This window comes from Dyadobacter diqingensis, assembly GCF_024220585.1.
Lineage (GTDB): Bacteria > Bacteroidota > Bacteroidia > Cytophagales > Spirosomataceae > Dyadobacter > Dyadobacter diqingensis.
In genome coordinates this window covers 314,785-328,365 of the sequence record NZ_JAMXKF010000010.1, presented here as the reverse complement: position 1 = coordinate 328,365, position 13,581 = coordinate 314,785, and the positions used below count along the sequence as shown (strand labels likewise).

At 39.7% G+C, this 13,581-nt stretch carries 16 protein-coding genes; 4 read left to right on the top strand and 12 right to left on the bottom strand.

Annotation, left to right across the window (positions count from 1 at the left end; all coding sequences use genetic code 11):
* Window positions 1-388: 388 nt before the first annotated feature.
* The 8 genes from M1L62_RS24625 to M1L62_RS24590 form a co-directional block, all read right to left on the bottom strand.
* On the bottom strand, window positions 389-766 hold the full coding sequence (locus M1L62_RS24625; protein ID WP_254562307.1) for a hypothetical protein: 378 nt from the start codon (window positions 764-766) through the stop codon (window positions 389-391).
* Window positions 767-1,042, bottom strand: a complete 276-nt coding sequence (locus M1L62_RS24620) for a hypothetical protein (RefSeq protein ID WP_254562306.1) — start codon at window positions 1,040-1,042, stop codon at window positions 767-769. It abuts the gene before it with no gap.
* Window positions 1,043-1,137: 95 nt separating this feature from the next.
* Window positions 1,138-1,527, bottom strand: a complete 390-nt coding sequence (locus M1L62_RS24615) for a hypothetical protein (protein ID WP_254562305.1) — start codon at window positions 1,525-1,527, stop codon at window positions 1,138-1,140.
* A 255-nt stretch (window positions 1,528-1,782) separates the two neighbouring features.
* Window positions 1,783-2,418, bottom strand: a complete 636-nt coding sequence (locus M1L62_RS24610) for an FISUMP domain-containing protein (RefSeq protein ID WP_254562304.1) — start codon at window positions 2,416-2,418, stop codon at window positions 1,783-1,785.
* A gap of 234 nt (window positions 2,419-2,652) precedes the next feature.
* The gene (locus tag M1L62_RS24605; protein WP_254562303.1) at window positions 2,653-2,937 is read right to left on the bottom strand and encodes a type II toxin-antitoxin system YafQ family toxin; all 285 of its coding nucleotides are present in this window, start codon (window positions 2,935-2,937) and stop codon (window positions 2,653-2,655) included.
* 2 nt (window positions 2,938-2,939) lie between these two features.
* Complete coding sequence (locus tag M1L62_RS24600; protein WP_254562302.1) at window positions 2,940-3,131, bottom strand: hypothetical protein; 192 nt, start codon at window positions 3,129-3,131, stop codon at window positions 2,940-2,942.
* A gap of 59 nt (window positions 3,132-3,190) precedes the next feature.
* Window positions 3,191-3,367 carry a hypothetical protein gene (locus tag M1L62_RS24595; RefSeq protein ID WP_254562301.1) on the bottom strand — a complete coding sequence of 59 codons (177 nt, stop codon included), beginning with the start codon at window positions 3,365-3,367 and terminating at the stop codon, window positions 3,191-3,193.
* Window positions 3,367-3,975: a recombinase family protein gene (locus M1L62_RS24590; protein WP_254562300.1), complete on the bottom strand. Its 609-nt coding sequence runs from the start codon at window positions 3,973-3,975 to the stop codon at window positions 3,367-3,369. The genes M1L62_RS24595 and M1L62_RS24590 overlap by 1 nt, the downstream gene beginning before the upstream one ends.
* Before the next feature lie 448 nt (window positions 3,976-4,423).
* On the opposite strand from M1L62_RS24590, the gene M1L62_RS29460 reads away from it, so the two are divergent.
* Complete coding sequence (locus M1L62_RS29460; RefSeq protein ID WP_256527761.1) at window positions 4,424-4,549, top strand: hypothetical protein; 126 nt, start codon at window positions 4,424-4,426, stop codon at window positions 4,547-4,549.
* A 506-nt stretch (window positions 4,550-5,055) separates the two neighbouring features.
* Complete coding sequence (locus tag M1L62_RS24585; protein ID WP_254562299.1) at window positions 5,056-5,925, top strand: DUF4595 domain-containing protein; 870 nt, start codon at window positions 5,056-5,058, stop codon at window positions 5,923-5,925.
* 1,374 nt (window positions 5,926-7,299) lie between these two features.
* On the opposite strand, the gene M1L62_RS24580 is transcribed toward M1L62_RS24585, so the two are convergent.
* Window positions 7,300-8,577 carry a hypothetical protein gene (locus M1L62_RS24580; RefSeq protein ID WP_254562298.1) on the bottom strand — a complete coding sequence of 426 codons (1,278 nt, stop codon included), beginning with the start codon at window positions 8,575-8,577 and terminating at the stop codon, window positions 7,300-7,302.
* 151 nt (window positions 8,578-8,728) lie between these two features.
* Window positions 8,729-9,136, bottom strand: coding sequence for a hypothetical protein (locus M1L62_RS29770; RefSeq protein ID WP_374760318.1), 408 nt, complete (start codon window positions 9,134-9,136; stop codon window positions 8,729-8,731).
* 16 nt (window positions 9,137-9,152) lie between these two features.
* Between M1L62_RS29770 and M1L62_RS24570 the strand changes: the two genes are divergently transcribed.
* Together M1L62_RS24570 and M1L62_RS24565 are read left to right on the top strand one after the other, a co-directional pair.
* Window positions 9,153-9,458 carry a hypothetical protein gene (locus M1L62_RS24570; RefSeq protein ID WP_254562297.1) on the top strand — a complete coding sequence of 102 codons (306 nt, stop codon included), beginning with the start codon at window positions 9,153-9,155 and terminating at the stop codon, window positions 9,456-9,458.
* A gap of 226 nt (window positions 9,459-9,684) precedes the next feature.
* Window positions 9,685-10,077: a barstar family protein gene (locus M1L62_RS24565; protein ID WP_254562296.1), complete on the top strand. Its 393-nt coding sequence runs from the start codon at window positions 9,685-9,687 to the stop codon at window positions 10,075-10,077.
* A 1,126-nt stretch (window positions 10,078-11,203) separates the two neighbouring features.
* Here the strand turns inward: M1L62_RS24565 and M1L62_RS24560 are convergent.
* Together M1L62_RS24560 and M1L62_RS24555 are read right to left on the bottom strand one after the other, a co-directional pair.
* A complete protein-coding gene (locus M1L62_RS24560; RefSeq protein ID WP_254562295.1) occupies window positions 11,204-12,631 on the bottom strand; it encodes a T9SS type A sorting domain-containing protein in 1,428 nt (475 codons plus the stop codon).
* Window positions 12,632-12,778: 147 nt separating this feature from the next.
* Window positions 12,779-13,477: a phage tail-like protein gene (locus tag M1L62_RS24555; protein ID WP_254562294.1), complete on the bottom strand. Its 699-nt coding sequence runs from the start codon at window positions 13,475-13,477 to the stop codon at window positions 12,779-12,781.
* Window positions 13,478-13,581: the final 104 nt, after the last annotated feature.

Sequence of the window (13,581 nt, the reverse complement as noted above, 5' to 3'; positions counted from 1 at the left end):
TGCTTATACCTAAAGATAAGCAATTCAAAAAAATAAACAACACTAATAAAAGTAAAAAGAGACTGCCTTTTTGAGACAGCCTCATTAAATTCATCATCTATAAAATCGGGAAAAGTCATTAAAATAGTTTTGTATCTTTTCACTCAACATATCATTTACTTCACTCCTGTTCAATCCTTTTGTAGTATATAATATTTCAAGAATCCCGACTCGAAGAATATCCAACACCTCTAAATTGTAGCTCTCACCGATATTATGTAATACTTAAATGAGTTTCCAGCTAAATCGCAATTGGAGTTTTTCATAAATTCTTCACTGTCTTATTTTTAGGAAAGCGTACAATTCGTTAAGCTTCGTTTTTTGAGACGCTACTTTTATGATTATTATTTCAATCCTTAGCTACCGTTAACTTATATTTTAATACTGCCTCTTCCGGCTTCTTTTTAGAGTAGACTAATGCTACACTATCTCCAATTGAAGTATTATTAAAAAATTCATTCGTCACACTGGGTTTAATCTCGAATCTTTGACCATTTACAGAATAGTTAATTGTAGCTCCTTTACCCTTATACGACGTAAAGCTCACGACTATGCCCTTAGACTCTACAGGATTAGACAATATTCTTTGTATGAGCTCTTCGTTTCTGTTTTTTAAATAAAGTGTTATTCCATAAATAACGAAGAAAATAACTAACATACCGAAAAGGCTAATCAATAGCTTCTCACTTAAATTTGCTTCGGATATTCGATATGGTCTAAATCGCATTTATTCCCATGTTTGGAATTCATCGTTTTTTGAGACTGAAATTAATCTTACACTGAACTGATTAGCTGTTGCCCCGGCATATCCTTCTTCATACTCACTCCATGCTATCTGTATGACAACCTCATAAGCACACAAGGTTCTGGTCAAGTTGAAAGATTTGTCAGGTTTAGAAGGATCATAAGATTGGTTGTGCTCAACAAAAATCATAGGTGTGGCATTCAGAAAATTATTGACCTCCTTATACCCGTCCTTTGTTTTTCCAATTGCAGCAGACACCTTATTATAATGAAAAATTTGGTCATTCAGGTGCCTTTTGAAATATGCCTTTTCCGTTTGTACACATCTTCGCAAAACCCTTGTTATATGCCGTTTTATTTATACATCTCAAGAGTTATCTTAATATTGTCATTATTTAGCTGTTCCAATTGCTCTAATGCTCGATTTGAATTTTCCGAATTAATTGTTTTTAGAACGTGAACACATTTTCTCAAAGTTGCTTCCAGTTCATCGTCGTACCATCGAAAACGTTCTCTATCTAAAGCAATATTTAAAATTGGTTGTACAAATCTGTCATCACTTAATTTCTCCAAGTAAATCGTGTTCAGCAAGTCCTCGTGTTGACTATGCCAAGTTCTTGTAAGAGCTATTTGAATATAGTCATAACATTTGCTGTCTAACTGACCTGAATGTATAAAGTCAAGACATTTTATAAGTTCTTGTTCGTCCTCGTTTTTAGTGGCATTTTTAAGTTCGTCTTTCATCGAGTGTCAGTTGTTTCGGTCGCCTAAATGGTATACAAAGTGCCGCGTATTGGCGATGGCGGGCATGTCACTTAAAGCCGGTGATGATTATCTTAGCTTTTTGAGACTTTCTTTCATGTATTACTCCAGACAACCTACCATTGTTTTTTGATTAATATCAAAAATAGCAAGGTGACACTTTGGATGAGAATTGTTTTGAGCTATGTCACCCTCCTAAAAAAATCACATTAGATGTATGAAATATATGCAATTAACTTAATCCCTAACTAGACGAACCGAGAGTCCGGCAGAAATTGCGGTATCCCAACGGAAAGCTTTTTTTAAATTTTTTTTATTGCTACTGGGAGGACCACCATAGTGAAAGTTCCATGCCCAGGCTTTATCAACCGAATCAGTAGGAGATGACGTCCAAAAAATACCGAGAATACCTTGAGTCAAATAACTACCATCAAGTTTTCGATGCCCCCCTGCAAGTGCATCGAACCCGCTGCCGTTAGTTCCATTACCATCTTCATTCCAGCTTTTGACGCTTTTCAACGCTTCTCCGGCCTTGTCCATACCACCAAATTGATTCACAAGTCTAGCCCATTCGCTATCCGTTGGTAAATGCCAACCGCTTGGACAGGATTTTTTCGCAGCCTCCCAAGTGTAAAGCAAGCCCAGCTCTTTTCGATTATTCTCAGTGTTATCATAAGCATAGCTACCTTCAACTTTATAGTTCAGGTTTTGTGCCATCCAAGTAACAGTTTTGCCCGTCGAATCTTCTTTAAAGCTGATTGTTTTATACGTTTGACCATCTCGCGAGTCAGTGAATGTGCCTGAAGATTGGGCAATTCCTCCTTGTGTAAAAAACAACGTAGCAAGTACGATGAAGATGTGTTGTTTCATCATTGTAATTTCAGGTTAGAGATTCCAGTAAAAGATACCAACTCTCAACTATCTAATAAATAGAAGAAAGAACTTTTATAAAACACATGCTGCATCGTGGTATCAGTCGGCCATACCTTTGGCTGATATGTTATCTCAGATAATAGAAGAATTGTTTTCAACTTTCTCCAGACCTCGTTTAATAGCAGAAATCCTTTTTATCACCTTAAATTATGCCTTCATCTTCGTTTTTTGAGATTATTTAAACAAGTCAGAGTGTGTGCCCGTTCTTACCAATTCCAGTAGCATAAGTTTGTCGCTTTCATCCCAGATCAACAATAAATCTGGTTTAACATGACATTCCCAATAGCCACTATATTCTCCTTTCAATTTGTGCGGCTTGTGTTTCTGATCTATTCCCTTAGCTCCATCTTTTGCAAGGTGATTAACAAAATCCTGCAATAACTTAAAGTCAGCAGAACTGCGTTTTTTTAGCAATTTTAAATCTTTGAGAAATTTATTAGAAGTAACTACTTGATACATATCTATATACTTTCAAATAATTCATCTACACTATTAAATTTTACCCCTTTGCCTTTTTTAAGCTCTTTCATTGCTTTAATAGTTTCAGCATTAGGAACCCTGTCCTCAGAAATAATTTTACCGTGTATTTTACTTAAAAACTCTTTAAAAAAAGAGGTCTCTTCTTCCGGTAGTTCGATTGTTAGCGTTATCATTTCCGTTATGATTTAATAATAAACAAATATAACCCTTTTGGGTTATTGCAACAAACAATTTATTGTATATTTTTCACTTCAATTTTTTTTCCCATCAAGTTCAAAAGTTCTTCAATTTCAACCACTTTTACAAGGAGCCTTGCTTTATCTCTGGTTGAATGCTCCACTCGTTTTTGTCTTAGCCTGGCTAACTCGAAAGGTGTAGTTTCCTCTATTAATTTTGTTATCTCTCCCATTAACGTTTCTTTAAAATTAATGCCTTTAACTCCTGATCGTTATACTGTTCAATAAGTTTTAAATACCTGTAATAAGTAGCCCTACTCAGCCCCATAGGAATATATACTTTCTCAGGCTCATAATCAGGAGCCTTTATCAGCCCCCTGATTATATTTAACTTCCCGACAGTATCAGCTTTCAAACCTTTCGGTCTACCACCAAGACGCCCCCTAGCTTTTGCAGCTTGTAGACCAGCGGTAGTTCGTTCTCTAATCAACTCTCTTTCGTACTCTGCAAATGATGCCATTATATTTAGAAATAATCTCCCGTTGCTGGTAGACGTATCAACCCCATCCGTTAGCCCTTTGACTACTACGTCTTTCTGATTGAAATCAAGAACAAGGTCAATGATATTTTTCAGGCTTCTACCAAGCCTGTCTAGTTTCCAAACGACAATAGTATCCCCTACCCTAAGTTGACTGATCATTGCATCAAGTTCCGGACGCTCCTTTATGGCTCCTGAAATTTTCTCTTTATAAATTTTTTCACAACCTGCATTTTTTAACGCTTCAATTTGAAGATCCAAATTTTGATCCTTTGTAGAAACTCTGGCGTAACCTATTATCATATTGTCTCACAAACTCATATATATTCAAATGTATTAAATTTAGATTAATGATACAAGTTATTGAGACATGAAGATTAAAAAATAAAAGGCATAACCGGCCTTCAGTCTCAATCTCGCAAAACCACCGTTTTTCGGTACACCTATAAATAACGCAATGCGGAAAAATCATAAGATAGTATTGGACAGCGTAGATGATCGTTTTCGCGAACAGTAAAACATGATTTTTTAAACAACTGATTTTATTAACTACTGTACCGATCTAACCATTAGCTTATTTCGGTGCAGCTAGAAGCACAATCAAAATTTTCTAATGCTTTAATATTTTGAATCCCTACTCTCTCCCCACATGTTCATAAATGAACCATACTTACATATGTTGCTTTACATAGCCCCTATTATATAACACGGGAAATTTCTCTAATATAGCTTGATATTGATTTGTAATTGTATGGATTACAGTATCTTATGTGAAGCATCAAATAAGCCAAAAACGGATGGATATAAGGCGGTTACGTCTGCCGATGGAAGTGACTGGACCAGCCCACTGATCAGGGAGCTGCGGGTGAAACCGTAAGGGTGACGCTCTTTGATCTGTATGGTCGAACCATTTCAGACAAAACATTCCCAACCGGATTCGCCGCACTTCACGAATCGCTCTCAATTTATCACAAACAACCCGGCATTTCCAGACTTAGCCACACAGCCGGCCGCTACCCCTCGGGAACAAAACGATCCTCATCTGCAAACACTCAGAATGGGGCCGGAATTATCAATAATCTTGGAAATGTATTGGAATATTAGGCTCTTAGGCATCATTTCCGGCTCTTTCCGGCTATTGTATACCTTTTGTACACTAAAAATTTCTCATCGGTAACCTTTTGTATACCCTCAAAAATTGCCGGCGGTTTTAATCCGGCCTACGTTTGTATCGTCTTCCGGGACACATTCAAACTGGACTTCGGAAGCATGAAATTATTCAAAACCATTGTAGTAACACATTACAGCAGGGGACGCCGAAAACCTGAAATTGAGTAGGCAAAAACGAACAAAAAAATATTTTCTTTTAAATCCAACAAAGCCATGTTAAACAAAACACATTTTTTCAAAAGTACCCTTTTTATTGCCCTTGCAATTGGCTCCTTTGCCTGCCAGAATGACAACCCGGTGGATCCAATGCCGACTGACGCAGCCTCGGCAGCCACAGCACGGATCGGAAGTGATATTGACTCACCTAACTTTCCCCAGGTGCACAAGCTCACTAAACATGGTCAGGCTACTCTGACTTACGACAACGATGGCCGACTCATGAACGTGACCACCCCCGTACGTGGCAGTCTGGCTATCCAGACCGATTACACCTACAGCCCCGGTAAGATCAGAGCGTTTACGCATCAGGGAAAGGTCAAACTCCGGGATGAAACCTTTATGCTGGATGCCAGCGGGCGCTGCAAGGAATCAGCAGAAGTGATTACCGTTGTCAACAACAATGTTCCTTTAACTTACCTAAGGGAGTGGAAGTTTACCTACAATGAGAAAGGTCAGTTATTGAATTTCCAAAATAAAAACAGCTGCGTAGGTGGATTCGGGTATGGTTACAATGCTGACGGCGATGTGACCTCGATGAGTGAATTTACAGGAATAGGAAGCAGTGATAATACAAAAATTGGCTACACTCCGGCAGGAGGCGACCCGATCATGAACGATAAATATCCTTTGAACGTGCTAGGGGTGAACGAACACGACGCTTACCTGCGGATTTTCGGTAAGCCGGGTAAGCACCTAGTCACGCTCGTAACCGAGCAGGGGTCACTCGACGGAGATTATTACAATTACATTCTGGACGCGGATGGCTACGTAACCCAACAAAAGCAGTACAAACTGATTGGTAGCAGCCTGGTCGATACCAAGTCTTACGCCTACGTGACAGCCAATATCGGGATGCCGTTCTGAGCTGCCTACCCCAGAAACCCGCGGGCCAGCAGCCCCTAATAACGGGAAAGGTAATCCCAACAGAAAGCCCATCGATGTCCATTCCGGAGGGCTTTCTGATTTTAACCGGCCGAGTCAATCGCCTGCTGGCGCATTATAAGCCAGCATGTTCCTGTCAACTTTTGGGGTTGCACTAGGACGACCGTGCTACACTGACTAATAAGAATAAGTATTGTGGCAATATGTCTGTCACGCATCTTAATTAAAATTGAGGATCTTAAATGTACTTATCGTCGAATGTTATATATATTCAACGATAAGTACAATTAGCGTAGCATAAGTTTCACTTTATTGGCTTGAATGCAGTAGCTCAATCCTTGCTGGTTTAACGAAGAAATCGATACTAGATTTATGCTTAGAAAGTCTTAATTGTTTTTGATTGATTTGGGCGTTCTACATATGATGACGTCCTCCATCAGTCGTATGTGCGTGATTAAAGTTTGAGTGAGGTGGCTGTTTGTGTTTCTTCCCTGCTGATACCGTCTTTGGTAGCCAGCGTCGGCGACCTAGCATCGACAGGGTCTCGGAGTTCTTTGGAGCCATGATTCAGAACCAGAACGACCGGCGATTCTACTTCCTGGCCACAGCGGATTACTATCCTGCCTGTAGCAGGTATGCGTGATGACTATCGTCGGGAAGTAACCTTATGTGAGAGAAAGTAAGATGGCGATTCCTGCGTACCATCCGTATGAGGCAAAATGTTAGGCGACTGAATATTTATATTCATTAGGTAACTCATGGTAAGCATGCTGGAGAATACAGCAATGTCTTTTTAACATAATCTTAGTTATTAATTACAAATGATTTCATAAAAATCTCGTGTATGATACACAAACCGTATTCAATTACCATTGCAGTCTCAGATATACCACCGTTTTTACGAACACCCAAACGGAGCTTTTATAATTTATAACCAGCAAGGTAAAACTATGTGGGAAAAGGATTGGGAATCTTTTTGAGAGCATCAAAAAGTGTGGGGCAATTTCAAGAATATTTTTTGTTGGATACAACCCTTAAATTAAAAGAAGCACAAAAGCACAACGGGTTTTGTACTTTCTTTTAATTTAACTCATACTTCCTGAATTAGACATTAATGCGATATAAAAAATAACACTGTATAAATAAATATACAGGTAAAGAACGTATACTTATTATAAAGACTTAGGGGTATAAGAATTAGGAATAGTACGATAAATGGAGCTCGGACATACGAAATAAAGGCATTGGAAAAGTTTATATCTATAAACTTTTCCAATGTGGATTTATAAAGAAAAATTATAAATCCACAAATGAACAAAATCTCCTTTTTATATTTAGAATATTCTAATGTCATAATTAGTTACAAGCGTTTGCCTGACTATGTAGGTCATAATTTACTTTAAAAGTACTCCTAGCATCAATCTGTTTTGTTTGCCATGTTTCGTATGCATTATCGATACAATTCATAGCAATCAGATTTCCAATTGCCAGCATCCATGTCCCCCACCTAAGATCTCTTTTTTGAGCCGCTGTCAATATCTGGCTACCAAATAAATTAACTAGCGCCTGAAGAGTAACTCCGGCTCTTAATGTTTCAACAGCACCTACCCCATATCCAGCCGTTACCAAACAGTTATCTCTGGTTTCGACGAAGGCATCTAATGCTTGTTTTGAAGATGATAGATACGCTCTTAAATCTTCTCCCTGACATTTATTATTGATAATAACTGTAAATTTATCTCCTTGCTCCGGAAAATCTTCAAGAAGACGATCTAGGTCAGAACTCGCAATTGTACCAATATATGCTTCGCCACCACCACCCGTTGTTGGGGGATTTGCTGGAGGTCCATTAGGAGTAGTTGGATAGCCACCTTCATCTTCATCCAAACATGTATAAGTTTCATCAAAAAAGTTTAAACGAAAGGTTCTACCAGGTCTTGAAATGAACTCCGGACAATTTTCAGTTGTGTAGATTGACGTGCCATAAACAGAACCATAATCTCCACTCGATCCGTCACCCGGCGATGAATAAAAGCAATGATTATACCAGCCACAAGTCGATGCGGTTCTTGCACCAGGATTTGTGATGGATGATTGAACTGACCTTCCATTAACTAAATATCGATTTGAAATAATTTTACCCGTTAAATCATAATAAATTAAAATACCAGTAAATGATTTAATATTTAAATCACTGAGCCTACTTTTAGTAGAATCTATTAATGGAATTCGCAAAAGATATATTTCTTTAAGTGTATTAGATTTGTCTTTGTAAGCAATCAACTCTAATGGAGGTGTAACATATTGTAGATCACGTTTCTCATCGAGAAATATATAATTTAAAATGGGTTTATGAGTTGTTGGGATTACTAGAAATTCACCTTTTTCTGAGTGGCTTTTTGTGGCCTTACTCCAATCGGGTTTAACAGAATTCCAAAAATCATCATTTTGAACCTTTAAGGCATTCTTGTTAGTCTGAAAACCGTTCTGAGCTTCCTGTAAGCTGGCTAAAGTAAAAAACACATCATTACTAATCTCAACACGCTCTAATCCTTTGTCCTCCTTACAAGAAAAAATGAATAAAACGAATAAAATAAAAAAGGAATAAATTCTTTTTGTAACTGAAAAGGACATGATAGATGAGTTTGGTTTCAGGTGTAAATCTACCATTAGTTACAAGTCAAATAATTAGACAAATCATTATTAAATTATTAACAATTTAATTGAGCTATTCGTTGAAATTAGGTCCTATGTCGAATCTACTTCTAATACCCCGCTTTCCCTATTATCTCCCTATCAATACGACTACTTTCGTAATTTTGGATAGCATCAAAAAGTGTGGAGCAATTGATTCTTTGATAACTTGAGAAGGATTTGAAAGCCTTGGCGGCCCCACCTCATTATGAAAGCAAAAAATATAGTTCAGCCCGTAGCCGTTGATCCCAGAAGTGCGGTCTATCACGGGAATTTCGTTCACAGTCACACTCAAAGCCGGATCTTCGGAGGTAACTTCAAAAGGACAGGTTTGTAAAGGCGCTTTCACAACCTGAAAATCAAGACCGGCCAGTACTATGGCCTGGGTGCTTGTGGGTGCATCTTGCACGATCTGGCCTAAACCATGCCATGCTTTCTCTTTGAGTGAAAAGAAACTGTGACGTGCGGACTGCTCATTAAAATGGATGTTGTGTGACATGATCTCAAAAGATTAGATGGTTGAAAAAATTCGTTTCATTTCCTTTCCCTTGTGTCTGCCTCATGAAAAACAACATTGTTTTTCCCAAAAGAAAAAACAAGAAAAAAAGAAAGCCCATCGTAAGTGTCCCGCAATCAAACCAAAAGGAAACGGAATAAGTCCTGGTCAGGTGATGGCATTGAAATTTAAATCCGGCACCAACAGTCCAGCCATCATTATGCCGAACGCTTTTGGTCGCTTTAAAGAATTCTTGATAAAGCGGGACACTAGTTTTGCTATTCTTTTTGACTTGTTATTTGGGGAAAACATATCAGCAATCTAAAATACCCAACAACACGATGAAGATCGGAGCGGATAAACTTATTTTATTTTGAGATACTCTGACATAATATCCAAATGCAGCAAATATTGTTGATCCCCGGCAACTAAAAATTGACGAGCCTGACACACTAATATAACGTCTGTATATCTGCCAACATTCATTACCTTAGTGGTGAGTGGTATATGCCTTGCAGCGTCACTCGATAAAAGTCTTACCCAATCAAAAGATGACAAAGCAGATCACCATTGACGGAAATTCGATCGTTGATATCCCGTCATTCTACGTCGAGATCAATCGGGTTTTTATGAAGTCAGAAACGTGGCAAATAGGAGATAGCCTGGATGCACTCCATGACCTTCTTTTTGGTGGTTATGGAGAAATAGGTACATCCGTGCCTATCGAATTAATTTGGATAAATTTGGACAAAAGCCGTCTTGCGCTTGGCTACGAAGTTACCAAAGCCTACTACAAGCAAAAACTGGAACCAGATTCACCATACAACAAAGCACTATTTTCAGTAAAGCTCGCAGCACTGGAAGCCGGCAACGGTGATACCTATTTCGACATAATCCTGGCCATTATCGCCGATCACCCGAATATCAGTTTGATATCCAAATAGTTACCACCTACCCAATCAACATAATTGGATTACGAGGGACTAAAACCCGCTGAGAATAGCATTATTGAATTTAGTTTTACATCATGCGAACTTCTTGGAAATATTGCACCCTAAATAAAGTTTAAGTTTTATGATGGTTCGATTGAATTAGGAATTTGAGAATTTCATGAATTATCAGACACGTACAAAGTTTCCAAAGCGATATGGTTAGGCTGTATTTTCTTCTGCGTAGGTTCGGCCTTTCGAAAAAACATCATCCAAAGTGCCGGCAGTAAAATCGAATCCGGTAGAATATTTTGCAACTATAGGGATTTCAAGCCCGACGATGAGAAAAGCGCTATTGTTTGCTCGGCAAATGTGGGACCTGTGGCTGTACCCAAAATCACACTTCTGAATTACTCGCCCATAAATTGTCCTTGATCACGACAGAATTTATGCTTCCATGATGGTCTTGAAAAGCTCATTTCTGGTGTTTCCTTTTACAAAAAAAATCAAAAGTGAAGCGATAAAGAAAGAATCCATTGAGCGTTATGATGCCAAGGCGACACATTAGTGATGCCAAAGTTGGTAGCCCAAACATTGTATTTCCGGTTTTCAATTCTATAATAAGATGATAAATCATCCATCCAAAAGAAAGAGCCTGGCTTATTAAAACCCAGGTGTAGGTAAAGTTTGACCTTCTGACGGTTCGTTCATTTCCGGTTTCTTTTCTAATATGCATCTGTAAAAATTTAGCTGTCAGTTGCCTTGTCGGCTTTCCGCCATTTTCATTCCCTCCGATGTCAGCAACCCTCTGATAAAATGTGTTTTTAGGACAGCAGAGGATTTGAATTCTGTGTCCATACTCATCAATGGATAACCGGAAAATTTCGCTGTCTAAAGATCTGTGACCGGATGGCAATATCCTCCATGCAACATGTAACTATTGCATATCTCGCTCTCACCGAAAAGATCTGATTATGTGATTTCCGAACGTACAGGAAATACTGTTATAGGCTAGGAGAAGGGTAATTCAATTAACAACCGTCACTGGCAATCCAGTTTTCTTTACAGGAAGAGCTTTAAAAGCGGCCAGCTACAAAAGCATGGCCGCCTTTACCATAGTGTACGGATAATGCATCAAACATTACTCCTTGAGCACTTTTACTGTTTTCCCGTCGGGGGCTTGTAGAAAATAAACGCCTGCTGCATAGCTACCCAGCTCGACCGAAACAGTTTCAGAGGCCACGTTGATCTTTTGCAGGACGAGCCCGGTCGCGCCGATCAAACGGATCTGCCCACCGATATTGTTTTTTCCCAGTTGCACCGTGGTTATCCCCTTCGACGGATTGGGGTAAGTGATCATCGTTGTTGATTGCCCAAACTCAACACCCTGAATACGGCTGTACGCAAAACTTGCATCCAGATCGATCATTTTGAGCCGGTACAGATTTCGGCCGGCAAGCGGGGAGCTATCTTTGAATGAGTAGCTTTGGAAGGCATTGCCGATGTTCACAGCTGATACCGATCCCATTACAAGCCAGTTTTTTCCATCGACGCTCCGCTGTATATCAAATTTTTCGCTGTTGACTTCCGAGGTCGTACTCCATACCAACAATGCTGCATTTTCCTGTTTGGTTACGTTGAATTTGGCCAAGGTAACCGGTAGCGCGCTTTCCGAAATAGCGCCTAGTGTAAAAGGGCTCCAGCTGGAAAGGACTGCGCTGGTAACGCTTCCGGCGCTTATTGTACCGCTAGCGGTCCCGCCTTCGTTCAGCCAGCCTGCGCTGGTTTTGTGGGCTACCTTAAAGACGTTAACATTGAAAGAACTTGTAATCGATGCATTTTTGTAATCATCGTAAAACAAGGTCACTTTTCCCGTAGCCGTACCAACAGGCGAAATGTCCCAGTATTCCTGGTTGTTGTAGGCTTGAAGGGCTGTTTCCGATGCTCCGGTTGTTGTATACGATGCCGCGCCAGCGTCGACAGGCAGGTAGCGGACCAGCATACCGTTATTATTGGCTGTCAGATCTAAAAGTATGGGCTGGTATCTTGCACCGTCTCCAACCGGATAGGTAAAGCTTCCGGTGCCTTCTGTTAATACATATCCTTTGACATGGCTGGCGTTATTTGCACCACTACCTGTGCCATTGGCAGTAAAAATTACTGCATTGGCCGTGTTAGCTGCTGTTATTATCCCATTGGTAAAAGTTAATGTACCATCGACCCTTAGCGGATTGCCAATCGTTACACCTGCTGCATTGTTTACCGTTACATTTTTGGCCATAAAGGGTGCTGTGCCGCTAAGCGTTTGAGCTGCGGTGCCATTAAAAGTAAGGGTACCATTATTTGCCGCTGACATGGCCATATTGTTGGTAATACTGCCTGTTGTAGCTATTGCTCCGTTGTTGGTAAGCGTACTGCCTGTATTGTATTGTGATGCACCATTTACCTGTAAGGTAGCACCGGTAGCTATGGTAAGGCTTGCACCGTTATTGGTGAGCACCTGCGCTACGACTGCTTTGGTGCTTACAGCAAGCAGTACAATTAAGGCTGCCTGTGTAAATTTTTTCATACCCATATTATTTATTTTTTATTGGTATTTTATTAAGAGATAGATGACTGATTTTTAAATTTTGTTCTTTTTCCTTACTTGAACGATGGAGAAATCAGTATGAATGCTGTTTGTTTCGTGATGATACTACCCGGGGTAGCGTTTTAATTAAAAGGATAACGGATACCATTTTTGACCGCTGTAAATGAGTGTTAAACCGGCAGTACTGCTTGTGGGAACCCCAAAGTCTGATAATTTTGAGGTATCATAATCTGTACCTCCCTGCCTGAATTTTTTACCATTTGGGTTAACATTAATATTTGCAGGAGAGGTTTCAGGAAAAATAGATACTTGTTGCCCGGCTACGGGAGCGGATGGTAATGTAATTGTAATAGCACCGCTTGCTACAATAAATTGATTGTTTGTTCCGGATAATGTTGTGCTGGTATTTATGATAGAAGCAGCCAAACTTCCACTTGCAGGGGTTACCCAGGTAGTATTGTAGCTTGTGCCATCTACCTTTGCCAGTACTTGGTTGGCAACACCGCCTGTGGGTACGCCTTGGCCGTTCGTGCCTGTCAATGTAGTCCATGCACTCCCATTATAAAAATAAAAGCCCGGTGTATTATCCGTTTGGTAAATTAATAAACCTGTGGCGGGTGTGCTTACACCGCTTATTTGGTTAATGAGGTTGCGTTGTGCAAGCGTCATACGGGGTACGAGCATTCCCTGAGTAGTGCTGGTCACATCTAACGCTGCACTTGCATTTGGCGTGGGATTGTTGATACCTACGTTGGTTTGGGCATTTGCAAATTGGCTTGCTGCAAGCAGTAAAGCCGTTAAAAACAGTTGGGATAGTTTTCTCATAATTGTAATTGTTATTTGTTGTTTCTTGTCTAGCTGATAAGCGGAAAGTGATATTCCCTTACTCCCTTTTGTGTTGATAATGTGACGAAAAGCCCAAACGTAAG